Annotated in this window: 24 protein-coding genes and 2 pseudogenes; 15 read left to right on the top strand and 11 right to left on the bottom strand. The window is 72.0% G+C overall.

What is annotated here, in order from left to right; genetic code table 11:
- Window positions 1-10: 10 nt before the first annotated feature.
- Window positions 11-346 (bottom strand): hypothetical protein, encoded by a 336-nt coding sequence (locus ER308_RS20420; RefSeq protein ID WP_131156690.1) that lies wholly within the window; start codon window positions 344-346, stop codon window positions 11-13.
- Window positions 343-1806, bottom strand: a complete 1464-nt coding sequence (locus ER308_RS20415) for a M20/M25/M40 family metallo-hydrolase (protein ID WP_131156689.1) — start codon at window positions 1804-1806, stop codon at window positions 343-345. The genes ER308_RS20420 and ER308_RS20415 overlap by 4 nt, the downstream gene beginning before the upstream one ends.
- A 385-nt stretch (window positions 1807-2191) precedes the next feature.
- Here ER308_RS20415 and ER308_RS20410 point away from each other — a divergent pair, with 385 nt between their 5' ends.
- The 12 genes and pseudogenes from ER308_RS20410 (at window position 2192) to ER308_RS20355 (ending at window position 12081) form a co-directional block, all read left to right on the top strand.
- Window positions 2192-3217, top strand: coding sequence for a beta-ketoacyl-ACP synthase III (locus ER308_RS20410; RefSeq protein WP_131156688.1), 1026 nt, complete (start codon window positions 2192-2194; stop codon window positions 3215-3217).
- Window positions 3218-3269: 52 nt separating this feature from the next.
- On the top strand, window positions 3270-3506 hold the full coding sequence (locus ER308_RS20405; protein ID WP_131156687.1) for an acyl carrier protein: 237 nt from the start codon (window positions 3270-3272) through the stop codon (window positions 3504-3506).
- Complete coding sequence (gene fabF, locus ER308_RS20400) at window positions 3503-4720, top strand: beta-ketoacyl-ACP synthase II (protein ID WP_205745771.1); 1218 nt, start codon at window positions 3503-3505, stop codon at window positions 4718-4720. The genes ER308_RS20405 and fabF overlap by 4 nt, the downstream gene beginning before the upstream one ends.
- Window positions 4721-4831: 111 nt before the next feature.
- Complete coding sequence (gene fabI / locus ER308_RS20395; protein ID WP_131156686.1) at window positions 4832-5611, top strand: enoyl-ACP reductase FabI; 780 nt, start codon at window positions 4832-4834, stop codon at window positions 5609-5611.
- Window positions 5612-5791: 180 nt separating this feature from the next.
- Entirely contained in the window at window positions 5792-6361 is a 570-nt protein-coding gene (locus ER308_RS20390; RefSeq protein ID WP_131156685.1) for an ATP-binding cassette domain-containing protein, read from the top strand.
- On the top strand, window positions 6328-6621 hold the full coding sequence (locus ER308_RS20385; RefSeq protein WP_131156684.1) for an ABC transporter permease: 294 nt from the start codon (window positions 6328-6330) through the stop codon (window positions 6619-6621). Before ER308_RS20390 ends, ER308_RS20385 begins: the two co-directional genes overlap by 34 nt.
- An 89-nt stretch (window positions 6622-6710) precedes the next feature.
- The gene (aat, locus tag ER308_RS20380; protein WP_131156683.1) at window positions 6711-7448 is read left to right on the top strand and encodes a leucyl/phenylalanyl-tRNA--protein transferase; all 738 of its coding nucleotides are present in this window, start codon (window positions 6711-6713) and stop codon (window positions 7446-7448) included.
- A 119-nt stretch (window positions 7449-7567) separates the two neighbouring features.
- A pseudogene (locus tag ER308_RS23320) lies at window positions 7568-7900 on the top strand (DUF4864 domain-containing protein); the annotation flags it as partial.
- Between the two features lie 187 nt (window positions 7901-8087).
- Entirely contained in the window at window positions 8088-8624 is a 537-nt protein-coding gene (locus ER308_RS22895; RefSeq protein WP_131156682.1) for a DUF4870 domain-containing protein, read from the top strand.
- 166 nt (window positions 8625-8790) lie between these two features.
- On the top strand, window positions 8791-9240 hold the full coding sequence (locus tag ER308_RS20365) for a helix-turn-helix transcriptional regulator (RefSeq protein WP_131156681.1): 450 nt from the start codon (window positions 8791-8793) through the stop codon (window positions 9238-9240).
- A 42-nt stretch (window positions 9241-9282) separates the two neighbouring features.
- Window positions 9283-9693: a VOC family protein gene (locus ER308_RS20360; protein WP_205745770.1), complete on the top strand. Its 411-nt coding sequence runs from the start codon at window positions 9283-9285 to the stop codon at window positions 9691-9693.
- Between the two features lie 6 nt (window positions 9694-9699).
- The gene (locus tag ER308_RS20355; RefSeq protein ID WP_131156679.1) at window positions 9700-12081 is read left to right on the top strand and encodes an ATP-binding cassette domain-containing protein; all 2382 of its coding nucleotides are present in this window, start codon (window positions 9700-9702) and stop codon (window positions 12079-12081) included.
- A gap of 124 nt (window positions 12082-12205) precedes the next feature.
- On the opposite strand, the gene ER308_RS20350 is transcribed toward ER308_RS20355, so the two are convergent.
- From ER308_RS20350 to ER308_RS20330, 5 genes and pseudogenes are all read right to left on the bottom strand, one after another.
- On the bottom strand, window positions 12206-12709 hold the full coding sequence (locus ER308_RS20350; protein WP_131156678.1) for a TetR/AcrR family transcriptional regulator: 504 nt from the start codon (window positions 12707-12709) through the stop codon (window positions 12206-12208).
- Between the two features lie 90 nt (window positions 12710-12799).
- On the bottom strand, window positions 12800-13819 hold the full coding sequence (gene pdxA, locus ER308_RS20345; RefSeq protein ID WP_131156677.1) for a 4-hydroxythreonine-4-phosphate dehydrogenase PdxA: 1020 nt from the start codon (window positions 13817-13819) through the stop codon (window positions 12800-12802).
- On the bottom strand, window positions 13816-14484 hold the full coding sequence (locus tag ER308_RS22665; protein WP_131156676.1) for a nucleotide-binding domain containing protein: 669 nt from the start codon (window positions 14482-14484) through the stop codon (window positions 13816-13818). Before ER308_RS22665 ends, pdxA begins: the two co-directional genes overlap by 4 nt.
- A gap of 19 nt (window positions 14485-14503) precedes the next feature.
- Window positions 14504-15100 (bottom strand): annotated as a pseudogene (locus ER308_RS23315) (four-carbon acid sugar kinase family protein); the annotation flags it as partial.
- 7 nt (window positions 15101-15107) lie between these two features.
- Window positions 15108-16499 (bottom strand): GntP family permease, encoded by a 1392-nt coding sequence (locus ER308_RS20330; protein ID WP_131156675.1) that lies wholly within the window; start codon window positions 16497-16499, stop codon window positions 15108-15110.
- 139 nt (window positions 16500-16638) lie between these two features.
- On the opposite strand from ER308_RS20330, the gene ER308_RS20325 reads away from it, so the two are divergent.
- The 3 genes from ER308_RS20325 to ER308_RS20315 all read left to right on the top strand — a co-directional run bounded on the left by ER308_RS20325 (window position 16639) and on the right by ER308_RS20315 (window position 18528).
- A complete protein-coding gene (locus tag ER308_RS20325; RefSeq protein ID WP_165492284.1) occupies window positions 16639-17391 on the top strand; it encodes a DeoR/GlpR family DNA-binding transcription regulator in 753 nt (250 codons plus the stop codon).
- A gap of 134 nt (window positions 17392-17525) precedes the next feature.
- Complete coding sequence (locus tag ER308_RS20320) at window positions 17526-18254, top strand: SDR family oxidoreductase (protein ID WP_205745769.1); 729 nt, start codon at window positions 17526-17528, stop codon at window positions 18252-18254.
- Between the two features lie 40 nt (window positions 18255-18294).
- Window positions 18295-18528, top strand: coding sequence for a hypothetical protein (locus ER308_RS20315; protein WP_131156672.1), 234 nt, complete (start codon window positions 18295-18297; stop codon window positions 18526-18528).
- A gap of 25 nt (window positions 18529-18553) precedes the next feature.
- Here ER308_RS20315 and ER308_RS20310 read toward each other — a convergent pair whose 3' ends face one another.
- From ER308_RS20310 to ER308_RS20295, 4 genes are all read right to left on the bottom strand, one after another.
- A complete protein-coding gene (locus tag ER308_RS20310; protein WP_131156671.1) occupies window positions 18554-21622 on the bottom strand; it encodes a DUF3604 domain-containing protein in 3069 nt (1022 codons plus the stop codon).
- A gap of 47 nt (window positions 21623-21669) precedes the next feature.
- Complete coding sequence (locus ER308_RS20305) at window positions 21670-22635, bottom strand: ABC transporter substrate-binding protein (protein WP_131156670.1); 966 nt, start codon at window positions 22633-22635, stop codon at window positions 21670-21672.
- Between the two features lie 60 nt (window positions 22636-22695).
- Window positions 22696-23463 carry an IclR family transcriptional regulator gene (locus ER308_RS20300; protein WP_165492283.1) on the bottom strand — a complete coding sequence of 256 codons (768 nt, stop codon included), beginning with the start codon at window positions 23461-23463 and terminating at the stop codon, window positions 22696-22698.
- 146 nt (window positions 23464-23609) lie between these two features.
- Entirely contained in the window at window positions 23610-24944 is a 1335-nt protein-coding gene (locus tag ER308_RS20295) for a putative bifunctional diguanylate cyclase/phosphodiesterase (RefSeq protein WP_131156668.1), read from the bottom strand.
- Window positions 24945-25015: the final 71 nt, after the last annotated feature.

Genomic DNA, 25015 nt, shown 5'->3' with positions numbered 1-25015 from the left:
AGCGGGTCGGTCAGGAGCCTCGCAGACCCGCCACCTCCTCCTCGAGCTCCTCGACGAACGCCTGCGCAGCAGCGATCCGGTCATCGACGCGGTGCCGCTCGTCATCGACCACGCTGCGTCGACGACCCACGGCCTCCATGAGACCCTTCGTCGTCGCGTCCACCGAGCGACGCAGCTTGCGGGGGACCTCGTCGATGGCCTCGCGCGTCTCGGCCGCGAAAGCGTCCAGCCGACGGCGCTCACGGTCGAGGAACTCGCGATAGACGAGCAGGTCGGCGTGCTCCTCACGCGCTCGGAGCAGCGTCGCGTAGGCCGCCTCGTACTCGTCCGACCGGCGAGCGGTCACCGGTGCACCTCCCCGGTCGGGGTCCCGCTCGGCGCGGCGGCACCGAGCGTGTGGGCGAACTCGCCGAGCATCAGCGCCTCGCCCACGCACGCCCGATACCAATCGTCGAGGCGCAACGACTCGTCGATGCCGTGCGCCCGCGTATCGGGGTCCGCCACCCCGGTGAGCAGCACGGGAGTGTCGGCGCCGAACGCCCGCACGAGCGGGTCGATGAACGGGATCGAGCCGCCCGAGCCGGCATGGACGAGCGGCTCGTCGAAGGCTGCGCTCAGCGCCCGGCCGGCGGCCACGCACGCCGGCTGCTCGGGATCGAGCGTGAACGGGGCGGCGGCCGCCCCCGGGGTGACGGCCACGTCGAGCCCCCAGGGCGCCGAACGCTCGAGGTGCTCGCACAGCAGCGAGCGCGCGCGCTCGGGGTCCTGGCCCGGTGCCAAACGGACCGAGACCTTCGCCCGCGCCTGCGGCTGCAGCGTGTTCGACGCCCCCTCGACAGCCGGCGCGTCGAGACCGATGACCGCCACCGCCGGCTGCGTCCACAGGCGCTCCAGCGGATGGTGGTCCGGGTCACCGGCCAGCGGCACGCCTTCCCGGAGCCCGGCCTCACGGCGGAAGGCCTCCTCGTCGAACGCCAGCTCCTGGATGCGCTCGCGCTCGCGCACGGTGAGCGGCCGCGCGTCGTCCCCGAAGCCCGGGATCGCCACGGCCCCTCGCTCGTCGGTCAGGGTGGCCAACAGCCGGGCGAGTCCGGCGACCGGGTCCGGCACCGGGCCGCCGTACGTCCCCGAGTGCAGGCCGTGGCTGGTGGCGGTCACCGTGACCTCGGCGTCGACGAGGCCGCGGAGCAGGTACGTCAGCGTCGGGACCCCGGCCTTCCAGTTGGCCGTGTCGCAGACCACGAGCGCGTCCGCCTGCAGCCGCTCGCCGTGCGCGACGAGGAACTCGGCGAGGTGCGGGCTGCCGACCTCTTCCTCCCCTTCGACGATGACCTTCGTGTGCACCGGTGGCGCGCCGGCCACGGTGCGCCACGCGTCGAGCGCCGCGGCATGCACGAGCACCCCGCCCTTGTCGTCGGCGGCACCGCGGCCGTACAGGCGCCCGTCACGCTCGGTGGGCTCGAAGGGCGGAGAGCTCCACGCGGCCTCCTCGCCGGGAGGCTGCACGTCATGGTGGGCGTACAGCAGCACGGTGGGGGCGGCGGGATCCTCGGCCCACGCCTCGCCGTAGGCGGCCGGTGGCGCACCGTCGACCTCCAGCAGTTCGGCGTTGTCGGCCCCGCGTTCGGCGAGCAGGTCGACCACCGCCTGCGCGCTCCGGCGCACCGGCTCGGCATCGAATCCGGGCGCCGAGACGCTGGGGATCCGAAGGAGCCGCTCTAAGTCGACCCGATGGGTCGCCATACGGTTCGTCACGACCTCGATCAATTCCTCGGCGTGGGATGTCGCCAGTGTGTCGGTCCGCATCCTGCTCCCTTGCGACCCGTCGACGAGGTGCGCCCGCGAGCCTACCCGCGCGCTCAGCGCGCGTGTCGGCGATGTTGACACTGACGTCAGCGTCAGTACGCTGGCCGTGTCCACGAGCCATTCTGCCCGTGCCCAGGGCGAGCTATCCGGTGCGCGTCCACGGTCGGGCGAGAGCGGCGGTCCCACGTTTTCGTCCGCGTTGCCCGGCGACGTATGCTGCAGACGCGTGAGGAACTGACACGCTGGGGCGTGGGCCCCGTGCACCCACTCGCTTGGTGGACACGGCCAGCCCGCGGCCACGGGACCGCCACTTGGCACGAGTCCGTGGGCGACCGAGACTGCCGTTCACCACTCCCGCCACGGGACCGCTCCCTCCGAGGAGAACATGGCCGCAGCATCCACCCACCGCGCCTCCCGCCCCCCCGTCGGGGTGGTCGAAGCACTCGGCACCGCGGTCCCGCCGCACGTGGTCACCAACGACGACCTCGCGCAGCATCTCGACACCAACGACGAATGGGTCCGCACCCGCACGGGCATCGCCGAGCGACGGTTCGCCGACCCCGACACGTCCACGGGGGACCTCGCGGTGGAGGCCGGCGCCGACGCGCTCAAGGCCGCGGGAGGCGACGTCGACACCGTGATCGTCGCCACGACCACCCCGGACCGCATGCTGCCCGGCACCGCCCCCGAGGTGGCCAGCCGGCTCGGGCTCGGCGACGCGAGCGCCTTCGATGTGAACGCTGCCTGCGCCGGCTTCATCTACGCCCTCCCGGTCGCGAGCGGCCTCGTCGCCACCGGCACGGCCGACCGCGTCCTGGTCATCGGCGCCGAGGTGATGAGCCGCATCGTCGATCCTGACGACCGCAGCACGCGCGTGCTCTTCGGCGACGGGGCGGGTGCCGTCGTCGTCCGCTCCGGGCACGCCGACGAGCCGGGTGCCGTGGGCCCGTTCGACCTGGGCAGCGACGGCGACCAGACGCACCTGCTCGAGGTTCCGGCCGGCGGGACGCGTCAGCCGATCGACGACCACGCGATCGAGAACCGCCACCACTTCCTGCAGATGGACGGCCGCGAGGTCTATCGGCAGGCCGTGCGCCGGATGGTGTCGTCCAGCCGCGCGGTCCTCGCGCAGGCGGGCCTCGAGGTCGACGACGTGGATTGCCTCATCGCCCACCAGGCCAACGCCCGCATCCTCGAGGCCGTGGCGGACCGCCTCGAGATCCCTCGGGACCGCTGCGTGTCGAACGTCGGCCGCTACGGCAACACCTCGGCGGCCTCGATCCCGCTCGCACTGGCCGACGCCAGCCTCGAACCGGGACAACAGGTACTGCTGACCTCCTTCGGCGCCGGCATGGCGTGGGGATCCTCGCTCATGACGTGGCCGGATCTGCCCACCCCCGACCCGACATAACCACCACGACCCGATCGCCACCGCCACAGGCGGAGAAAGGACCGACCCGAGCATGACGGTGTACGACAAGGTGAAGGAAGTGCTCGTCGAGAAGTTCGGGGTCGAGGAGGGCGACGTCTCGCCCGAGGCGACCTTCGAGGATCTCGATCTCGACTCGCTCGACCTCGTCGAGTTCGCCCTCGCCGCCGAGGAGGAGCTCGGCGTGGGCATCTCCGACGAGGAGGCCGAGCAGCTCGAGTCCGTCCAGGACACCGTCAAGCTCCTCGAGCAGAAGGGCGCGCAAGCGTGAGCGACATCGCCATCACGGGCCTGGGCCTCGTCACGCCGGCGGGGCTGGGGACCGAAGCGAGCTGGCAGGGGCTGTGCGCTGGTCGCTCCGCGGCCGCCAAGGACCCCAACCTCTCCGACCTCGAGATCGACATCACCTGCCGGATGCCCGACCTCGACGTCGGCGAGGTGCTCGGCAAGAAGGCGGTCCGTCGACTCGACCGGTTCGTACAGCTCGCACTCGTCGCGGCCAAGGAGGCGATCGCCGACTCCGGCCTGGATCCCGAGACGTGGGACGGGCCGCGAGTCGCCGTGGTCCTCGGCTGCGGCATGGGCGGCGCGTGGACCTGGGAGACACAGCACACGCGCATGCTCGAGCACGGGCCGGGCAAGGTCAGCGCGATGCTGATCCCGATGCTCGTCCCGAACATGGTGGCCGGCCAGGTGGCGATGGAGTACGGGGCGAAGGGACCGAACCTCGTCACGGCGACCGCGTGCGCGTCCGGAGCGACGGCGATCGGGACGGCACGCGATCTGCTGCGCTCGGGCGCCTGCGACATCGCGATCACCGGCGGTACCGAGGCGAGCCTCAGTCCGCTGTCGATCGCCGGCTTCGCACAGATGGGCGCGCTGTCGAGCCGCATCGACGAGCCGGAGGCCGCCTCGCGGCCGTTCGACGTCGACCGCGACGGCTTCGTCGCCGGCGAGGCCTCGGCCATCCTCGTGCTCGAACGCGACGACGACGCCCGGGCACGCGGGGCGCACCGCCACGCGGGGGTTGCGGGCTACGGAGCGAGCGCCGACGCGCACCACATCACCGCCCCCGACCCCGAGGGCCACGGAGCCGAGTTGGCGATGACCGAGGCGATCCGGGATGCGGGCCTTTCCCCGAGCGACGTCCAGCACGTCAACGCGCACGGCACGTCGACGCCGCTCAACGACGCGTCCGAGGCCGCGACGCTCCGCCGGGTCCTGCGCGACGACTTCGTCGTGACCTCCAACAAGGGCGTGACCGGCCACGCACTCGGTGCCGCGGGCGCCATCGAGGCTGCGTTCACCGCGCTCACGATCGAGCGAGGGGAGATCCCTCCCACCGCGAACCTCGACAGCCAGGATCCCGAGATCGAACTCGACATCGTGGCGAAGGCACCACGCTCCCAGAAGGTCGATGTCGCGATGAGCGATTCCTTCGGCTTCGGGGGCCAGAACGCCGTTCTCGTCCTCACCTCCGTCTGATCCGACCCACGCGCCGGTCGTGCCCGGTCGCGGCGCGCGACTCGCCGCGTCCGCCTCGTGTGCTTGCGGGTACGTGCGGACGCCTACCTCCGACGCGCAGCGGGAGACCACATGTTGCTGAACGGCAAACGAATCCTGGTGACGGGCGTGCTGACCGAGACGTCGATCGCCTACTCGATCGCTCGAATGGCTCAGGAGCAGGGCGCAGAGATCGTGCTGACCGGCCACGGGCGCACCCTGCGCATCACCGAGCGCATCGCCCGCAAGCTGCCCGATCCACCGGACGTGCTCGAGATGGACGTCACCCAGGAGGGCCACATCCCGGCGACCGCCGCCCGGCTGGCGGAGCGCTGGGACGCGGTGGACGGGATCGTGCACGCGATCGCGTTCGCTCCCTCCGAAGCGTTGGGCGGCAACTTCCTGCAGGCGGCCTGGGAGGACGTCAGCACGGCCCTGCACATCTCGACCTACTCGTACGTTGCGATCGCCCACGCGCTCGCCTCACAGCTGCGCGCCGCCGGCGGAGGATCGATCCTCGGGCTCGACTTCGACGCCCAGCTCGCCTGGCCCGGCTACGACTGGATGGGGGTCGCGAAGGCGGGCCTCGAGTCGGCCAACCGTTACCTGGCGAGGGACCTCGGTCCCCAGGGCACACGCGCTAACCTGATCGCGGCCGGCCCCGTCAAGACCATGGCGGCGAAATCGGTCGAAGGGTTCGAGCTGTTCGAGGAATGGCACCGGCGCGCGCCGCTGGGCTGGGACGTCCTCGACCCCGAGCCGGTCGCCCGTGTGGCCTGCGCCCTCCTGTCCGACTGGATGCCGGCGGTGACTGGCGAGGTCATCCACTGCGACGGGGGAACGCACGCCATCGGCGGCTCCTCGGACGGCTAGGACCACCCCCGCTCGCATGTCTCACAGGAGCGGGTGCCAGACCCGCCGATGTTTTGGCACAATGTCGTGCCTACTGGTGCGTGTGCGCATCTACGAGTTCACTCATGATGTTTGACGCCACCGACGGATGTGAATCCAACGGCGCGGGACGAGACCAACCATCTGGCCGGGGGAGCGAGCGTGCCCGCCATCGAAGTAGAGGGGCTGCATAAGCGATACGGGGACACCGTGGCCGTCAACGGCGTCGATCTGCAGGTCGAGGACGGCGAGGTCTTCGGCGTCCTCGGTCGTAACGGCGCCGGCAAGACCACCACGGTCGAGTGCATCGAGGGCTTGGAGGAGCCGGATGCTGGCCGCGTCTCCGTGATGGGCCACGACCCGATCGAGCAGCGATCGAAGGTCCGGCAGATCCTGGGAGCGCAACTGCAGGAGTCCCGGCTGCCCGAGAAGCTGCGGACCGAGGAGGCGGTGCGACTGTTCCGCTCCTTCTACCGAGAGGGGGAGGATCCCGACCACCTCGTGCGGGCCCTCGGCCTCGAGGACAAGCGTGGCACCTACTTCCAGAACCTCTCCGGCGGGCAGCAGCAACGCCTCTCGGTCGCGCTGGCGTTGATCGGACTCGCGCTGGCACTGGCCGTGGGCTTCGGCGCGTTCGGCGTCGCCGCCCCCCAGAACCTGGGCGGGTCGCGATCGCGCTTCTTCTCGGGCTGGGAGCCATGTTCTCGTTGGGCCTGCTCGTGGCGGCGGTAGCCCCGAGCCCGAATGCGGCGATCGGCATCGGCCTCGTGTTCGTCCTCGGGATGATGGCGTTGAGCGGCGGGTTCGGTCCGGTCGACGCGCTGCCCGGGTGGCTGGTGACCGTGGGGGAGTACGCGCCCCTCGGCGCGGCGGCCACGACCGTGGGGGAGGCGTGGGCCGGCGCCACACCCAACCCGTCGCGCCTCGTCGCCCTGGGGGTGACGATCGTGGTCGCGCTCCTGGCCGCCATCAAACTCTTCCGCTGGGAGTAGTGGCCGACGGCCTGCGCGCCCTGGTCCGGTAACGAGCCGTCGGACCGCGCGTCCCCCTCCCGGCCGGCTCGGCAGCCTACGCTGGGGTCGTGCGTCACGATCGCGCTGCTGAGCCGACCGAGTTCCCCGACGCGCGTCTCGCGCCCGGGGACGCACCACTCGCGTTCGGTGGCGCCATCACCCCGTCGACCCTCGCGGCCGCCTACCGGCGCGGGATCTTCCCATGGCCGGTCGAGGGCACGACGACCTGGTGGTCTCCCGATCCACGAGGGGTCCTGCCGCTCGAAGCCCTACGGGTCTCGCGATCGCTGCGGCGGACCCTGCGGCGCGCCGGCTGGCGTTGCACGACGGACACCGCCACGGCCGCGGTCATCGCCGAGTGCGCCAGCGGCCGACCCGAAGGCACCTGGATCACCCCCGAGATGGCGGAGGCGTACGATGCCCTGCGACACAGTCCGGTCGGTAGGACGGCGGTGCACAGCGTGGAGGTCTGGGACACCGAGGGCGGACTGGTGGGCGGGCTCTACGGGGTGGCGGTCGGCGCGGTGTTCAGCGGTGAGTCGATGTTCCATCGCGCCACCGATGCGTCGAAGGTGGCTCTCGTCGACCTCGTGCGGAGGCTGGGGGAGAGGGGCTTCGAGCTGATCGACGTCCAGCTGCCGACCCGCCACCTCGCCTCGCTCGGCGCGAGAACGGTGCGGCGCTCGGCGTTCCTCGCCGAGATCGAGCGCCTGCGCGACGTCGCGACCGGTTGGCCCCTCGAGGCCTGGGAACCGGCGACCGACCACGAGGCCGTCCGTGGCCTGCGGGGACGGACCACCCGTTGAGACCTCCCGCCACGTTGCTCGCCCTCGCCCTCGGACTCGCGGCATGCGCGCCCGCCGACGAGGAGCCGCTGCGGCTGCGGGCCGACGGCCCGCCCGCCCCTCACGAGGCCGAAGCAGACGTGTGTGACGACGGCACGGGTCGCGTGGTCAAGCGGGTGATCGGAGAACAACTGGCTGCCTTCGCTGCCGACGACGTGGAGGGTGCGTGGGATCTCGCGAGCGACAGCTTTCGGGACGCGGTCAGCGTGCCGGAATTGCGCCGCATCGTCGAGGACTCGTTTCCCGCCGTGCTCGACTCGAACAACCACCGGGTGACGTCCTGCATCGACGACGGCAGCCGGGCACACGCCGTCGTGCATGTCGAGGGTGACAGCGTCCCCGACGAGCTGCTCGGCTACCAGCTCGTGCTCGAGCACGGCAGCTGGCGGATCGACGGGGCGGTGCAGCTCGACCCCGAGGATCCCGATGTGGACGATGACGGCCTCGATCCGGGATTCGTCGCCGAGCGCCCCACTGACGCTCCCGTGACGGTCCCGCCCGGGCGATCAGCCCGCCCCAGGACCCGCCGTGATCTTCGCGTAGGCTCGAACCCCGCGAGACTGCGCACCGACGACACAACCACCGAGCGTGGAGGACGCGATGAGCAGCTCACCGCCGCCTTCCGGGCCACCGCCCGGGGACCAGCCACCGCCCGGGGACCAGCCGCCGGGAGGGGGCCAGCCACCGCCCGGGGACCAGCCACCGGGAGGACCACCACCGGGAGGGGACCAGCCACCGGGAGGTCCACCACCGGGAGGGGACCAGCCACTGGGAGGTCCACCACCGGGCGGGGACCGGACCTTGGCGCAGGTGGCCCACCTCTCATCGCTGGTGCTCTTGCTCGGGATCCCGTCCTTCGTGGGGCCCTTGGTGGTCTTCGCCCTTCGGCGCAACGACCCGCTGGCCGGACCGCACGCGCGCGAGGCGCTGAACTTCCACCTCACGTGGCTGATCGTCGTGCTCGCGTCGTTCGTTCTGAGCCTCGTGACCCTCGGACTCGGCCTGATCGTGCTACTCCCCGTGGTCATCATCGGCCTGATCGTTTGGATCATCGGTATGGTGCGCGGTGTGCAAGCCGCGGGGGAGGGGGTCCCGCACTCGGAGTATCCGCTGACCATCCGCATGATCCAGGACTGAGCAACCGCTCGAGCGCGCTCCAGCGCAGGAGAAGGCGACGGTCGCAGGAGCTCGGCGACCGCGGAGCTCGGCGACCGCGGAGCTCGGCGACCGCGGAGCTCGGCGACCGCGGAGTTCGGCGACCGCTCGCTGGGCAATCCCGGTGGGACGTGGCATCATCTCGCGAGTGACCGACACATCCGCTGCGACGCAGCACCTGCGCGAACTCGCGCGGCTGCGCCGCGTCCGCGACCGGATCGACCGGGGGTACGCGCAGCCGCTCGACGTCGAGGCCCTCGCTCGCGGCGTGCACATGTCGGCCGGGCACCTCAGCCGTCGGTTCCGGCGCGCCTACGGCGAGTCGCCGTACGCCTATCTGATGACGCGACGGATCGAGCGGGCTATGGCGCTGCTGCGACGGGGCGACCTCAGCGTCACCGAGGTGTGCTTCGCGGTCGGTTGCTCGTCACTGGGCACGTTCAGCACGCGCTTCACCGAACTGGTCGGCGTGCCACCGAGCGTCTACCGGCAGCAGGCGGCCGAGACGCGTGTGACCGCAGGGATGCCACCGTGCGTCGCGAAGCGGGTGACGCGACCGATCAGGAATCGAGAAGCGCCGGTCCCGGGCCGTGCCTAGCGTGACTGGCACCAATGACGCCAACCACGTGAGGTGACCGCCATGGACATCAGCATCCACGCGACCTTCCTGCCGCACGACGACCCGGAGGCCTCCCTGGCCTTCTACCGCGACGCGCTCGGCTTCGAGGTTCGCAACCAGGTGGAGTACGGCGGGATGCACTGGAACACCGTCGGCCCACCCGATCAGCCCGACGTGAACATCGTCCTGTACCCGCCGGGCGCCGAACCCGGCATCACCGACGACGAACGCCGCACCATCACCGAGATGATGGCCAAGGGCACCTACGCCAGCCTCATGTTGGCCACAAAGGACCTCGACAGCACCTTCCAGCAGGTGCAAGCCGCCGACGTCGAGGTCGTCCAGGAGCCGACCGACCAGCCCTGGGGCGCACGGGACTGCGCCCTGCGCGACCCCGCGGGCAACATGATCCGTATCCAGGAGAGGCCCTGAACCAGGATGACCACGGCCGAGCGGACGCACACGCAGTCGACAACGCACCACGTTGCCGACAACCACGACCTGATCCGGGTTCAAGGGGCGCGGGAGAACAACCTCAAGGACGTCAAGGTCGAGCTGCCGAAGCGGCGACTGACGCTGTTCACCGGGGTCTCCGGATCGGGGAAGAGCTCGCTGGTCTTCGGCACGATCGCTGCCGAGTCACAGCGGCTGATCAACGAGACCTACAGCGCCTTCGTGCAGGGATTCATGCCGACCGCGGCGCGACCCGACGTCGACGTCCTCGACGGGCTGACCACCGCGATCATCGTCGATCAGGAGCGGCTCGGCGCGGACCCCCGTTCCACGGTCGGGACCGTGACCGACGCCAACGCGATGCTGCGCATCCTGTTCAGCCGCCTCGGGGAGCCGCACATCGGGCCGCCCAGCGCATTCTCGTTCAACACCGCCTCGGTGCAAGCGTCGGGGATGATCAAGCGGGGGGAGGGCAAGGCCGAGAAGGCGACCTTCTCCCGCACCGGGGGGATGTGTCCACGCTGTGAGGGACGCGGATCGGTCAGCGACGTGGACGTCACGGCGCTGTACGACGAGGACAGATCGCTGAACGAGGGTGCGATCACCGTGCCCGGTTACAAGGCAGGGGGCTGGTCGGTCCGCTTCTACACCGAGTCGGGGTTCTTCGATCCGGACAAGCCGATCCGGGACTACACCGAGACCGAGCGACACGACCTGCTGTTGCGTGAAGCCACCAAGGTCACGATCGGTGGCACGAACATGACCTACCAGGGGCTCGTGCCGCAGATCCGGTCGTCGATGCTGTCGAAGGACCGCGACGCGATGCAGCCGCACATCCGGGAGTTCGTGGATCGTGCGGTCGTGTTCACGACCTGCCCCGAGTGCGACGGGACACGGCTGAGCGAAGCCGCCCGGTCGTCGCAGATCGCCGGCAAGAGCATCGCCGACGTGTGTGCGATGCAGGTCAGCGACCTCGCCGGTTGGCTCCATGATCTCGACGAGCCATCGGTCGCGCCGCTGCTCGCCGGTCTGCAGCACCTCCTCGACTCCTTCGTGGAGATCGGGCTCGGGTACCTCTCGCTGGATCGAGCGTCCGGGACGCTGTCGGGCGGCGAGGCGCAGCGCACGAAGCTCGTCCGCCACCTCGGCTCCGCCCTGACCGACGTCACCTACGTCTTCGACGAGCCCACCATCGGCATGCACCCCCACGACGTGCAGCGGATGAACGACCTCCTGCGGCGGCTGCGGGACAAGGGCAACACGGTGCTGGTCGTGGAGCACGAACCGGACACGATCGCGGTCGCCGACCACGTCGTCGACCTCGGGCCCGGCGCCGGCACGGAGGGCGGAACCGTCTGCTTCGAGGGCACCGTGGACGGGCTGCGCGCCAGCGACACGCTCACCGGACGCCACCTCGACGACCGGGCCGCCCTCAAGGAGGAGGTGCGCACGCCCACCGGGACGCTGGAGATCCGCGGCGCCGACACCCACAACCTGCAGGACGTCGACGTCGACATCCCGCTGGGCGTGCTGTGCGTCGTCACGGGGGTGGCCGGGTCGGGCAAGAGCTCCCTGATCGAGGGATCGATACCGGCCGACGCCGAAGTGGTCATCGTCGACCAGACCGCGATCCGCGGCTCGCGGCGCAGCAACCCGGCGACCTACACCAACCTGCTGGACCCGATCCGCAAGGCCTTCGCGAAGGCCAACGGGGTCAAGGCGGCGTTGTTCAGCGCCAACTCGGAAGGCGCGTGCCCGATGTGCAACGGTGTCGGCGTCGTCTTCACCGAGCTCGGCTTCATGGAGACGATCGCAGCCACCTGTGAGGAGTGCGAGGGCCGACGCTTCGAGGCCTCCGTGCTCGACCACAGGTTCGGTGGCCGCAACATCGCCGACGTGCTCGAGATGTCCGTGGCCGAGGCCGTGACCTTCTTCGCCGAGGGCGACGCGAAGCTTCCCGGCGCGCACAAGATCCTGGTCCGGATGGAGGACGTCGGGCTCGGCTACCTGCGTCTCGGCCAACCGTTGACCTCACTGTCCGGCGGCGAACGCCAGCGACTCAAGCTGGCCACCCACATGGCCACCGAGGGCGGCGTCTACGTGCTCGACGAGCCCACCACCGGGCTGCACCTCGCCGACGTCGAGCAGTTACTCGGTCTGCTCGACCGGCTGGTCGACGGCGGCACGTCCGTCATCGTGATCGAGCATCACCAGGCCGTCATGGCCCACGCCGACTGGATCATCGACCTCGGACCCGGGGCCGGCCACGACGGTGGCCGCATCGTCTTCGAGGGCACGCCCGGCGAGCTCCTCGCTGGCCGTTCGACGCTCACCGGCGAACACCTGGCGGCCTACGTCGAGTCCTGACCGAGGAGAACGAGGTGGGATGCACCGCTTCCGGCGGCTTCGCCAATACCCCGATAAGATACGTTCTGTAAACTAGAGCTGGTGCGGGCCCTCGGTGCGGGCCAGTGACCGCTCGGCTCAACAATCACCCCACCGGCGTGGTGAGGCACTCCTCCACGCTCGCCAGGCGGCGGTGGGCGGCGTCCAACTCGGCCTCGTAGCGCTCGGACGTCCGCTCGGCCTCGGGTCGCCGCGCCCAGGCTGCGCTGGCGACCTCGAAAGCCGCCAGCGCGCCCGCGGCGAGCGCCGGCACCCGCGGGTCACCGACATCGAGCGTCAGACGTGCCGCGATCGCGTCGGCGAGGCGCTGCTGGCGGACCATCGCGGCTCCACGTCGCCGTTCACGCAGCGCGGGGTCGCCGTCGATGAGCGCTCGGCGGCGCCGCCACGCCTCGGGGTCGCGTCGGTGGTCGCGACCGAGCGCGCCCGCGGCGGCGCGAACGGCCTCGTCGAACCGCTCCCCCGCCGGGCGCTCACGGAACGCGCGCACCCAGGGCTCCACCTCGTCCTCGAAGGGCAGCCCGACGAGGTCCTCCTTGCGCGGGAAGTACCGAAAGGCGCGAGGATGGCACACACTGCCAAGAGTCATACTGCGCCAGTTTAAGACGCGGTTGCGGCACGTGGGGCTGCGCGAGACGTCGCCCGCCGCCGACGTCCCCCAACGCTTCCTCAGGACCGCTCATGCACCGTAGGTCTCGCGCATCCGGTCGGCGTACGGGGCGAACCGGCCGGCGGCGGCGAGGGCGGCGCGCAACCCGCGATGCGAGGCCACGCCCTGGCCCGCGATGTCGAACGCCGTGCCGTGGTCAACCGACGTGCGCAGGATCGGCAGACCGATCGTGACGGTGATGGCGCCCTCGAAGTCCCAGGTCTTGGCAGCGATGTGCCCCTGGTCGTGGAAGTGCGACAGCACCCCGTCGAAGCGGCCCTGCAGTCCCTGGTGGAACACCGAGTCGGCGCCGACCGGCCCGGAGACATCGTTGTGGCCGGCAGCGCGCGCGGCCTCGCACGCGGGTCCGATGGCATCGATTTCCTCGGTGCCGAACTTCCCGCCCTCGCCGACGTGGGGATTCAGCGCGGCGACCGCGAGGCGGGGCGCGTCGTGGCCGAGGACCCGCAGAGCGGTGAGCGACTCGTCGATGGCGTGGCGCACAGCGTCCTCGGTGACCCGGTCGATCGCCTCGCGCAGCGACATGTGGCGGGTGGTGAAGAAGATCTTCAGGTCGTCGACCACGAACATGGTTCCCGACCTGCTGGTGCCGGTGAGCTCGCCGAGCATCTCGGTGTGGCCGAGGTGCGACGAGCCGGCCGCCCAGATCGCCTCCTTGTTGATCGGTGCGGTGGTGATGCCGGCGACCTCGCCGTCGAGCGCGAGTCGCGTGGCGGTCTCGATCGCCGCGACGGCGCTGCGCCCGGCGTCCGCCGAGACCTCCCCGAAGGCGAGGTCGTCGCCGGTGATGGCGAGGTCGAGAACCTCGAGGGTGCCGGGCTCGAAGCGCGCCTGCTCGACGCTGGTGATTGGTCGGACCTCGACGTCGAGGCCGCAGATCCGTGCAGCGTGGCGGAGCACCGGCGCATCGCCGATCGCCAGGGGGCGCAGCGGCGCGTCAGGGGCGACGTCGGCGAGCGAGCGGGCAACGATCTCGGGGCCGATGCCGGCGGGATCGCCCATGGTCACGGCGACGATAGGGGTGCTCATCGGGTCGGTGCTCCTTCCGTTCGTGGGTACGCACGGGCGGCGGTGCGAAGTGCGTCCACGCACGCAGCGGCGGTCTGGGGGCCGCCGATCAGCCCGCCCTTGGTGGCGACGGGCACGCCGTCCCAGGGTCCGTCGACGACGCGACCCTGCACCGCGAGCGGCTCGATCTCCGCCTCGAGCAGCAGCGCGGTCGCGTCGAGGGCGTCGAGGGCAGCCTCCGTGACGTCCCCGCCGGTGACGTACACACCGCTGATCGACCGGGCGTCGAGCACCGCGCGGACCAGTGCGCCGAGGGACTCCGCGACGCGCTCGGCCTCACCCGAGGCAAGGTCGACGACCGGCTCGTCGCCGTCGGCGGTGGTCAGCGCGACTACCTGGGCGCCGCGGTCGAACGCGGCGAGCAGCTCGGCCACGGCCCGGTCGACGTCGAGCGAGGCCGGAGAAGTACGCACCAACTCGGTCCCCGGGCGGGTGGCGAGACGATCGAGCTGGTGTCGGGTGACCTCGGTGACGCTGCCGGCGACGACCAGTGCGGGCGGCAGAGCGGGTCGCAGCCCGAGCGCCTCGGCGAGCTCGACCGCCAGGGGGCCGGGGTCGACGGGGAACCCAGCGGACCTCCTCGGCGAGCCGAGCGGCACCGGCGGCCGCGGCCGCGAGGTCGTCATCGGTGACCGCGTCGAGCACCATGAGCTCGGCGTCGGTGGAGGCGAGCGCGTCGCGGATCACGTCAGGGCCGGCCCGCAGGGTGTCGATGTCCACCGCGCCGACGGAGCGGTCGGTGCCCGAGGCGAGCACCTCGTGCACGCGGGAGGTGGTCACCGGGCCGCGGGGGTCACGGGCCGCCGCGGTGCTGGCCAGCGGCTCGCCGTTCACGAGGTGCAGCCCTCCGACGGTGATGCGCCCGGCCCGCGGGTAGGCGGGGGCGACGAGCGCGCGGCACGGCCGCGTGTCGTCGGGGTCGCCGGTGAGCGCGGCGAGCAAGGCGTCGACCTCGGCGCCGACGTTGCCACGCAGCGTCGTGTCGATCCGCTTGCCGACCAGCGGGCGGGGGCCCAGCGCGGCGAAGGTCGTGCGGACCTGCCGCGCTGCCTCGGCCGGGGCGAGGTGGCGGGTGGGCACCGCGCAGACCACCGCGTCGACATCGGCCGGCTCGACGGCAGCGTGAACGCCCCGCAACGTCGCCGCGCGCCAGCCCCGGGCGGCGAACCCTCCAGCGGCGGCGTTGGCACCGGTGAGGTCGTCGGCGACGATCGTGACCGGAGCGCGGATGGGGCGGCTCAAAGGCGGCTCACAGGACGAACGAGGCGATGGTGAGACAGATGAACCCGACCGCCCACAGCGCGGTGGTGATACCGCTCCATCCCTTCAGCGCCGCGGTCCCCTCGAGGCCCGTGAACTTGGTGACCACCCAGAAGTAGGAGTCGTTGTAGTAGCTGAAGAAGATCGAGCCGACGAGGATACCGAGCGCAGCGAGGGTCGGGTCGAGCCCGAGGGTGCCGAGCAGCGGCGCGGTCAGCGACGCCCCGGTGATCATCGCGACGGTGCCCGAGCCCTGCGCGAAGCGGACGAGCGTCGCGACGAGGAAGGGGATCAGGTAGGCGGGGATCGCGAGGTCGAGGACGGCCTCGGCGAGCGCGTCGCCGACGCCGGACTCGCGCAACACCTCGCCGAGTGCGCCGCCGGCGCCGGTGATGAGGATGATCAGGCCGGCCGAGGCGGCCCCGGCCCCCAACCAGCTCTGCACCTGCTTGCGGCCGGTCGCCGCGGGCACCAGCGCGTAGATAGCGATCAGCGCGCCGATGATGAGCGCCACCACCGGGTCGCCAAGGAAGGCGGCGACCTCGGCGAAACCGGCCTCGGGGGCGACCGCCTCGGTCACGGTGTTGCCCACGATGAGGATCAGCGGCACGAGTAGCGGCAGGAAGGCGCGCAGCGCGCCGGGCGCTGCGGTCGTGGTCGTCGTGGGCTCGGCGCGGGTCTCGGTCTGCGTGGCGGTGCCACCCCCGTCGGTGGTCGGCGCGCTCTCGCCCTCGTCGACCTTGCGGCGGACCTCGGCATCGACCTCGGCGTCGAGCTTGGGGCCGATCCACTTGGCGTAGAAGACGACGGTGGGGACCATCGGGATGGAGAACAGCAGCCCGGCGACGATCAGGGTCCCGAGGTCGACGTCGAGGATGCCGGCGACCGCCAGCGGCCCGGGGGTGGGCGGGACGAGGTGATGCGTGATGGTCATCCCGGCGCCGAGCGCCAGCGCGAGCATCACGAACGACTTGCCGGCGGTGCGCGACAGCGAGCGGGCGAGCGGATGCATGATCACGTAGCCGGAGTCGCAGAACACCGGGATGGACACGACGCTGCCGGTCCCGGCCATCGCCCACGACTCGCGGCCGCGGCCGACGGCGCGCAGGAACGCGTTCGCGAGCGAGTCGGCACCACCGGAGACCTCGAGAAGCTTGCCGATCATCACGCCAAGGCCGATCACGATCCCGATGCTGCCGAGGGTGTTGCCGAAACCGGTGACGATGGCCTCGGTCGTCGCGCCCATCGGCAGTCCGGCGATGAGGCCGACCGCGATCGCGGCGAGCAGTAACGCGATGAACGCGTCGATGCGGGTACGGATGATCAGCACGATGATGATCGCGATGCCGATCACCAGCGCGAGCAGCGGTTGAAGCTCCATGCGGGCGCCTCCCGGGGTCGGCTCGGTGGGGCGTGAACGAAGCGGTCGGATCCTAGGACTGAGTGATCGGGCCGATCAAGAGTCCGTAGGATGCGGCCGGCGTGAGCGCGGCCGGCGTGGCGCAGGAGAGGAGCGGTCGATGCAGGCGGAGCAGCGGCGACAGCGGATCCTCGCGGAGCTGGCGCTGGGCGAGGTCCAGGTCGCCACGCTGTGCGCGCGGCTTGAGGCATCGGAGGCCACGATCCGCCGGGATCTGCGGGTGCTGGTCGAGCGGGGGCAGGCACAGCGGACCTACGGGGGTGCCGCGCCGTTGCGTGGCAGCGAGCCGACGGTGCGGGAGAAGGCCGAGCGCAACGTGGACGCCAAGCACCAACTGGCCGCCGCGGCGGCGGCGAGCGTCCGCGACGGCGACATGCTGGTGCTCGACGCGGGGACCACGACGGCGCGGCTGGCCTCGGAACTGCACGGTCGCCGCGGCCTGACGGTGCTGACGAACGGGCTGAGCGTCCTGGACGTACTGCGCGAGCACGAGGACATGGAGCTGATCGTGGTGGGCGGCGCGGTGCGGTCGATCAGCCAGGCGCTGCTGGGGCCGGTGGCGGAGTCGGCGATGCGGCTGGTGCAGCCCGACCACGCCTTCATCGGCGCGGACGGGGTGCATCCGCAGTGGGGGGTGAACTGCGCCTCCCTGCCGCACAGCTCGTGGAAGCAGGCCGCCGCGCAGGCCGCGCAGCGGGTGACGGTGCTGGCGGACGCGTCGAAGCTCATGGCCGCGCCGTACCGGTGGTGGGCGCCGATGCCGAGCGGGACGACCGTGCTCTCCAACCACGACGCCCGCGCCGACCAGCAGGCACCCTTCGTGGACAGCGCGTTGGAGCTGCAGGTGACGTGAGGGTGACGCTGCTCCGACTCCTCGGGCGGCGATCACCGTGAGCCCGGCCCGGGCTCACTGTCCCGGCCCGAGGTACCGGGAGGCCGCTGGCCTCGTGGGAGAATGCACGCACATCCTGCGACGAGGAGGTGGAATTGAGCGCACTCACCGGACGTCGGGTGCTCGTGACCGGCGCGTCCAGCGGGATCGGGCTCGCGACAGCGCGTGCGTGCGCCGCGGCGGGTGCGCGCGTCGCACTCGTCGCCCGGCGCGCCGAGCGACTCGAGGTGCTCGCGGACGAGATCGGCGCCGTCGCCTGCCCCGCGGACGTGACCGATGAGGCGGCGGCCGTACAGGCCGTCGACTTCGCCGCCCACGCCCTCGGAGGCCTCGACGCGGTGGTGAACAACGCCGGGGTGATGCGCCCGAGCCTTATCGGCGAGGGGCGCGTCGCCGACTGGCGGGCGATGCTCGAGGTGAACGTCCTCGCGCTGCTGCTCGTCGCGCACGCCGCGCTGCCCCACCTACGGTCGGCCGGCCGTGGGGACCTCGTGACCGTGTCGAGTCAGGCGGGGCGGCGGGTCCCCAACGCCGCTGCGGGCGTCTACAGCGGCTCCAAGTTCGCCGCCCACGCCGTCAGCGAGGGGCTGCGACGGGAGCTCCACGCGGAGGGGATCCGCGTCACCGTCATCGCGCCGGGGATCGTCGAGACCGATCTGCTCGAGGGCGACGACCACGACGCCGCGCGCCGGCTGCGGGAGCGAGCCTCCGAGCTCGGCCTCTCCCCCGAGGCGGTCGCCGGGCAGATCGTGCACGCCCTCGCCCAGCCACCGGAGGTGCTGCTGCGCGAGATCGCGATGTCGGCGACCGCCCAGGACACCTGAGCCCGGAGGGAACCCCGACTCGCGCGTAGGCTGTCCCGCGATGGGTTACCTGGAGCTGTTCGTCATCTTCCTCGGCTCGATCGGGCTCGCGCTGCTACTGGGAACCGGCACCGCCTACCTGCGCTATCGGCGGACCGGCAGCTTTCCCGGGCAGCCCGAGGACGCGCGCCCGGAGGCCACCGCGGCCGCGGTGCGCGGCGCGAAGGTGCGGATGGTCCTCGGCGCGGCGCTCGCGGCCCCTTTCGCGTGGATCCTCGCGCGGCTGCTGGCCTGACGGGGCCGAGGAAGGCGACCCGCGATCAGCCCGCCGACGGGTCGACCCACACCGGCGAGGACCAGGCCATCTCGCCGTCGACGAGGAACGCGCGGGCGTAGTACCACGTCGAGCCGCCCGCGGGGTCGTCGGTCGCGTCGAGGGTCGCGTCCGCCGACCCGAGGCTCGTGAGCCCGCCGGTACCCGCCTGCAGGCCGATTCGTCCGCTGCCCTGCGGCGTGCCCTCCACCGGGCCGGCCGCAGCCTCCCCGAGGGTCGTCTTGAGCAGGCCCCCGGCGGTCTCGACCACGACCTCGGCGGTCGGCGGCCCGAGGAGCGTCAGCTCCACGCCGCCGCGCTGCGACTCGTAGAGCCCGCCTCCGCCGAGCGCGTGGGTAGACGCCCGCCAGTGGGCGGCGTCGTCCGCGACCTCGGTGAGCTCGGGGCTCCAGTACGGGGTCTGCAGGACCGCTCCCCCGTCGATGCGCAGGCTCCCGCTCCAGTCGGTGGGTTCCTCCGCGAGGCCCCACTCGACGCGCACGGGGACCGCGAGCCACCCCTGCGGCAAGTCGAGTGCGGGGATGCGGGCGGCGACGACCTCACCCTCTCGCAGCACCTCGAGCCGTGCGACGTCGCGGTAGCCGCGCACGCTCGCGTACAGCGTCACCGGCCCGTCGCGGACGATCTCCTCCCCCAGGAACGCCCCGTCGACCCGGAAGTCGAGCGCGATGCCCCGCGTGGTCGCGGCGATCGTGCGCCGGGCGTGCAGCCCCTCGAAGACGCTGGCCCGATCCAGCCGCGGCGCGTACACGCCGACGTAGCTCGCGCCGTTGCCGTGGTCCGACGAGGCGAGCAGCCCGAACCGGTGGCCGCGGCGGAGGCCGTCGAGCGTGAAGGTCCCGGTCAGCGTGCCGTCGGAGTACTGGCGGAACGCGCCGTCGTCCTCGTAGTTGCCCCGGCAGGCCTGGAAGATCTCGACCGCGCGCAGGTAGTCGGGGTCGTAGTAGCTCCAGTCGTAGGGCACCATCACCGCGCCCGGGTGGTGCGGGATCGTGATCGCCGGGTGGTCGGGGTGCTCGCGCAGGGCCGCCCAGAGCTTCGCGGGGTCGTCCGTGGACTCGGCCTCAGCGGAGAAGATCGGCGCGCCGCGAGGCACATCCCCGTAGATGACGTTCTGGTGCCCGAGCCAGCTCGTCCACTCGAACCCGTAGAGCGGCACGAACCGCCCGTCCACGCGGAAGAGGTCCGCGAGCTTCTGGATCCCCCACCACTGGTAGGCGTTGGTGTTCTCGGCGTGGTCGGTGACCGCCCAGAAGTCGTACTCGCTCACGTCCCACGCGTAGCGGTAGAAGTCGTCGAGCGCGGGCTCGTCGCCGGCGGTGCAGCGGCTGATCAGCGAGTGGCGGTGCAGGTCGCCCCACCACAGCGTTAGCGTCTCGCCCTCGGTCTCGACCGTGACGCGCTCCCGCTCGGCGTCGACGAAGGGGCGGACCTCGGTCCGCGTGTCGGCGTGCACCGCCGCGACCGGCGCGGGTGACGCGGCCGGAGACCCCTCGACGGGCCGTACCCGGCCCTCGCGAATCCTCCCCGGAGCGGCGACCGCGTCCCACACGACCTCACCGTGGTGCGCTCGGCGCTCGGCCTGCTCGCGCCCGCCGAAACCCTCGGTCCACTCGAGGCTGCGGGCGCACCGGTCGTCGGCCTGCCACGCGAGCGCGGCGCCGCCGCGTGGGTCGGCGGCGAGGGCGGGCTCCTCGAGGCCGGCGTCGCTGCCGGCGAACGTTGTCACCGGTCCCCAGCCGTCGGGCCCGAGGGGCTGCGCGGCGACCTCCCAGTGGTAGTGCAGCAGCGGCAACCGGCGCATGATCCGGTAGGTGAGCCAGAGACCTCCCCTCGCGTCGGCGACCAGGACGGGCAGCCCCGCGGGGTTCACCTCGAGCCCCGGCGCGAGCTCCCCCGCCGCCTCGCGGACACCGTCGTCGTCGATCCGGACGACGGCGATGCGGGCGGACACGTTCGGTCGCAGCTCCGCGGGGATGTAGCGGCCCGTGTCGCGGTGCAGGTGATCGCCCGGGGCCTCGGTCGCGCCGGCGGGCTTGAGCTGGGTCGGTCCCGAGCCACCGTGGCCGTGCACGGTCACGAGGTCGAACGCGCACCACAGCTCGCCGGTCGAGGTGACGGCGAGGCTCGGGTGCACCCCGTAGTCCGCGCCCTCGGTGAGCGCCCGCGGCGGATCGCCCTGACCGTCGCGATCGACCACCCGCTGCAGGATCCGGTAGCCCTCCGAGTAGGCGCTCCAGACGACGGCGAGCCGCCCGTCGGGCAGCGGGGCGATCGACGGATCCCACGCGTTGCCGGTGCCCTCGGGGCTCACCCGCGTGATCGCCCCCCACTGCCCGTCCTCGTAGCGACGACGGAAGATCGCGAACCCCTCGCCGGCACGGCCCTGCCAGCACACCTCCAGGGCGCCGTCGGCGGCGACCGCGGCCTCCTGGTTGAAAGCCGGATGCGCCGCGGGACCCTCGTGGCTGATCCGCACCGGGGCCTCCCAATGGCCCTCGCGATGGGCCTGCGCCCACACGCCCACCTCCCCGGCCGGGGGCTCCGGGCCGCTGGCGGCGGCGTAGCAGACCCACGGCGTGCCCTCGGCGTCGAAGATCGCCGTGGGACGCACGCAGTCGACCGGCGTCTGGTGCAGGGCCGCGGCTGGAACGAGCGGCACCCCGTCGGGCCCCGCGACGCGCGCCCAGACCCGCTCGCCGCGACCCGGCTCCCAGACGAGCCACGCCGTGAGCACGGCATTGTCGCCGGGACGCACCGCGACCGTCGGCCGCGCAGCCTCCTCGGCCTGGTGAACGGGGGTGCCGTCTCCGCGCTCGTGGCCGGGTATGGCGGGCGCACGCGCGAGCGCGTCGCGGCCGGCAGCGAGCATCGCGGGGAGCTCGCCGCCGCCCTCGTCGACCCAGATGTAGCGCAACGGGTCCGGATCGAGCGTCGCGATCACCTCGGTGACGTCGCGCCCCCCACGCATCGCGGCGACCAATTCGCGGTTGAACGCGAGGACGTCCTCCTCGAGCTCCGGGGTGCCGTCAGCGGGCGGGTGGGCGTGTGCCATCGAGACTCCATGAAGGCCGGTCGTCGGGCGGGTGCGGGTGGAGGCGCCTAGAACGCGTCGGGGACGACCTCGGCCGCGTCCTCGCCGTCGGCGGTCTCGACGCCCTCGAGCCATCCCTCGACGATGTCGGGGTTCTCGCCGAGCCACTCTCGCGCGACCTCCTCCTCGGCGCGTTCCTCCTGCTCGAGCTCGTGGATCCAGTCCGACTGGGTCTCGATCTCGGTCTCGAGCTGGGACAGGAGCCGCACGAGGTCGGGGTCCTCGTCCTCGAGCCCGCTCCGGGTGACCGCGCGGACCTCCCCGGCCCCGGGCCAGACGTCCTCGGGATCCTCGAGGAAGGTGAGGTCGTACTCGACGGTCATCCAGTGCGGGGTCCACCCGAGGAAGACGATCCACTCCTCCTCGTCGTAGACGCTCTCGAGCTCGGCGAGCATGCCGGGGGTGCTGCTCTCGACCAGCTCCCAGTCGCCGAGGCCGTACGCGTCGTCGTCGATCGCGTCCATGATGGTCTCGTTGCCGGGCGCACCGGCCTCGATGCCGTAGATCGTGCGGTCGAACTCGTCGGCATGGTCGTCAAGGTCGGCGAACGAGGTGACGCCGGCGTCGGCGACGTAGGCCGGCACCGCCGGCTGGTACTCCGTGCCCTCGAGGTACGTGCCGACGACGTCGACCTCGTCGTCCTCGATGCGCTCACCGAAGGTCGGTTCCTGGCTCGGCCACCAGTTGCCGAGGTAGACGTCCACGTCGTCGGTGTCCAGGGCCTCGGCGGTGACCTCGACGCTCATGTCGTCGGTCTCGGTCGTGTACCCCATCTCGCCGAGGATCTCCTCGACGACCTGGGTGGTCATGACCAACTCCGGCCACGCCTGGACGGCGAAGGTCGTCTCGCGTTCCTCACCGCCGGCCTCGTCACAGGCGGCGAGGCCGAGGACCGCGGCGGCGAACAGCGCGACGGATGCACCGCGGCGCCGGGACCGGCGGGTCGGACAGGACATCGAACGGTCGCCACGCATGGCGTCTCACTCCCTGATCGGATCGGGGCAACCCGCGACGGGCGGATCCCGCGACGGGGCTTACGCGACCGGTGCCCGGGGGACCCCGGACAGGCCGATGGCGGGCGCGTGGGCCCGCAGTCGCTCCGCGGCTTGGATACAGCGCTCGCCGAGCTCCTCCAGGCGCTCGGGTGGCATGCGGTAGGACGGTCCCGAGACGACGATCGCGGCGCGGCATCGGCCGCTGGGGTCCCGGACGGGGGCGGACGCCCCGTGCAGGCCGTCCTCGACCTCACCGACGGCGCGACCCCAGCCCGCCTCGCGGATCGCGGCGAGCTCCCGGGCAAGTTCCCCGGGGTCGGTGACGGTCCGGTCGGTGTACGCCACGAGCGGCTCGGCCGGGAGCTCGAGCTCCTCGTCGAACGCCATCAGCACCTTGCCGTCGGCGGTGCAGTGGCTCGGGGTGCGCCGCCCCGTCCACGACCCGATGCCGATGATGTGCGGGCCATCGGCCTGGACGAGGCTTACCGCCTCCCACCGGTCGAGCACCGACAGCGTGACGGTCTCCCGACAGTCGGCCGCGAGCTGCTCCATGACCTCCCAGGCGGCGCTGAGCGCATCCAGGCGATTGCCGACGACGAGCCAGCCGAGTCGCCCCACCTCCGGGCCGAGCCGCAGCGCGGCCGGCGATCCCTCGAGGAATCCGCGACCGGTGAGCGTGCTGGTCAGCCGCGAGGCCGTGCTGCGGTGCAGCCCGAACGCCTCGGAGATCTCGGCCGTGCTCATGACCTCCCGGTCCGCGTCGAACCGGGCGAGGATCTGCAGCACGCGGTCGGCCGTCTGAAGCATGGTGCACAGTATGCACATGGATCCAGATACTGCACAACCTCCGCGCAGCACGTGGACAAAGGACGAACAAGATCGGCGGGTTTGGCCCGATCGCCAGGTTTGGCCCGATCGGGAGGTTGGCCGGACAGGCAGGCCGGCCCGCTCGATCAGCGGCGACGTGGCGTGCGACCGACTGGATCCTCCCGGTCGGCCTCATCGGCCTCCCCGATCCGGTCGGTGCCGTCAACCCCGTCAGCCCTGTCGCCCGCGCCAACCCCGCCGGGCTCCGCCGCGCCCTCCGCGTCGTTGCGGTGGAACTGCTGGGCGCGCAGCAATACGTCCAGGTCGCCGGCGGGCATCGGCCGGTGGTAGTGGTAGCCCTGGGCCATGTCACAGCCGAGCTCCGGCAGCCGATGCTGCTGGACCTGCGTCTCGACGCCCTCGGCGATCGTGCGCATCCCGAGGGTGCGCGCGAGTATCACGATGCTGCCGACCATGGCACCACCCTGGGGATCGGTCTCCAGGGCTGCGACGAAGCTGCGGTCGATCTTGAGCACGTCCGCGGGGAACCGGTGCGCGTAGGCGAGCGAGGAGAAGCCGGTGCCGAAGTCGTCGATCGCGACGCGAACCCCCGTGCCCGCGAGCTCGTCCAACCGTTGCCGCGAGCCTTCGAAGTCTTCGACCAGGACGGTCTCGGTGATCTCGATGCACAGGCGGGCCGGGGGCAACCCGGTGCGCTCGAGCGTGCTCGCGACGCGTCGGGGCAGATCAGGGGAGTCGAGCTCGGCCCCCGAGAGGTTCACCGCGACCCATGCCCGGTCGTCGGGCCACGCTGCCGCGTGTGCACAGGCCTCCCGCAGCACCCACGCGCCCACCTCGTGGATGGTCTCCGTCCGCTCGACCTCGGGCATGAACGCACCCGCGGGCAAGAGCCCCCGTTGGGGGTCACGCCACCGGATCAGCGCCTCCGCGCCGACCGTCTCCCCGTGGGCCACCGAGAGGACCGGCTGGAAGTGCAGTTCGAACTCCCCGCGAGCCAGGGCGCCTCGGATGCTGCGCTCGGTGCGGCGCCGACGCACGTCGGCCGTCAGGGACGGAAGGGACGGCTGCACGAGCAGGGCCGCGACCTGGCCGACCGCGACGAAGAAGACGGTCCGGGTCAGCCATTCCGAGGGGTTCTGGGCGGTGCCCTCACCGACCAACTCCGGCGTCAGGGGGCCCGCGAGCAACCCCGACGCGAGGGCCACCACCAGCGCACCGACGTGCCCGAACCGCAGGGCGGCGAACAGGACCGGGAAGTAGTACCAGTGCGGCACGACGCGCGCCGCCCCGCCCAGCAGCCAGCTCGCGCCCCACGAGAGCACGACCATGCCCACGACGGCCCCGACGGCCCACCACACCGAGATGATGGAACCCGCGCCGGCGGCGCGGTGCACGGCGCGAGCCACCGCGGTCCGTCGCCCGGCCGCTGGCGGACGATTCCCGCCTCTCGTACTGGTCACCTCACCCCCTCGGCCGGCAAACCACCAGCCCTGGGCTCAACGTCAGCGGCACCTCCCCCGTTTAAGCACAA

Origin of the sequence: Egibacter rhizosphaerae, assembly GCF_004322855.1 — a bacterium.
Taxonomy (GTDB): Bacteria; Actinomycetota; Nitriliruptoria; order Euzebyales; family Egibacteraceae; genus Egibacter; species Egibacter rhizosphaerae.
The sequence above is the reverse complement of the archived record's forward strand: the minus strand, read 5'-3'. Positions and strand labels throughout refer to the sequence as shown.

Bases quoted from the DNA above. Each gene is read 5' to 3' on its own strand.
- ER308_RS20360 (WP_205745770.1), top strand. From the start codon at position 9,283: ATGGACATCAGCATCCACGCGACCTTCCTGCCGCACGACGACCCGGAG.
- ER308_RS20355 (WP_131156679.1), top strand. From the start codon at position 9,700: ATGACCACGGCCGAGCGGACGCACACGCAGTCGACAACGCACCACGTT.
- ER308_RS22895 (WP_131156682.1), top strand. From the start codon at position 8,088: ATGAGCAGCTCACCGCCGCCTTCCGGGCCACCGCCCGGGGACCAGCCA.
- ER308_RS20415 (WP_131156689.1), bottom strand. From the start codon at position 1,806: ATGCGGACCGACACACTGGCGACATCCCACGCCGAGGAATTGATCGAG.
- ER308_RS20350 (WP_131156678.1), bottom strand. From the start codon at position 12,709: ATGACTCTTGGCAGTGTGTGCCATCCTCGCGCCTTTCGGTACTTCCCG.
- ER308_RS20305 (WP_131156670.1), bottom strand. From the start codon at position 22,635: ATGCGTGGCGACCGTTCGATGTCCTGTCCGACCCGCCGGTCCCGGCGC.
- ER308_RS20315 (WP_131156672.1), top strand. From the start codon at position 18,295: ATGGGTTACCTGGAGCTGTTCGTCATCTTCCTCGGCTCGATCGGGCTC.
- pdxA (WP_131156677.1), bottom strand. From the start codon at position 13,819: ATGAGCACCCCTATCGTCGCCGTGACCATGGGCGATCCCGCCGGCATC.
- ER308_RS20325 (WP_165492284.1), top strand. From the start codon at position 16,639: ATGCAGGCGGAGCAGCGGCGACAGCGGATCCTCGCGGAGCTGGCGCTG.
- ER308_RS20310 (WP_131156671.1), bottom strand. From the start codon at position 21,622: ATGGCACACGCCCACCCGCCCGCTGACGGCACCCCGGAGCTCGAGGAG.
- fabI (WP_131156686.1), top strand. From the start codon at position 4,832: ATGTTGCTGAACGGCAAACGAATCCTGGTGACGGGCGTGCTGACCGAG.
- ER308_RS20405 (WP_131156687.1), top strand. From the start codon at position 3,270: ATGACGGTGTACGACAAGGTGAAGGAAGTGCTCGTCGAGAAGTTCGGG.
- ER308_RS20300 (WP_165492283.1), bottom strand. From the start codon at position 23,463: ATGCTTCAGACGGCCGACCGCGTGCTGCAGATCCTCGCCCGGTTCGAC.
- ER308_RS20330 (WP_131156675.1), bottom strand. From the start codon at position 16,499: ATGGAGCTTCAACCGCTGCTCGCGCTGGTGATCGGCATCGCGATCATC.
- ER308_RS22665 (WP_131156676.1), bottom strand. From the start codon at position 14,484: ATGACGACCTCGCGGCCGCGGCCGCCGGTGCCGCTCGGCTCGCCGAGG.
- ER308_RS20385 (WP_131156684.1), top strand. From the start codon at position 6,328: ATGTTCTCGTTGGGCCTGCTCGTGGCGGCGGTAGCCCCGAGCCCGAAT.
- ER308_RS20410 (WP_131156688.1), top strand. From the start codon at position 2,192: ATGGCCGCAGCATCCACCCACCGCGCCTCCCGCCCCCCCGTCGGGGTG.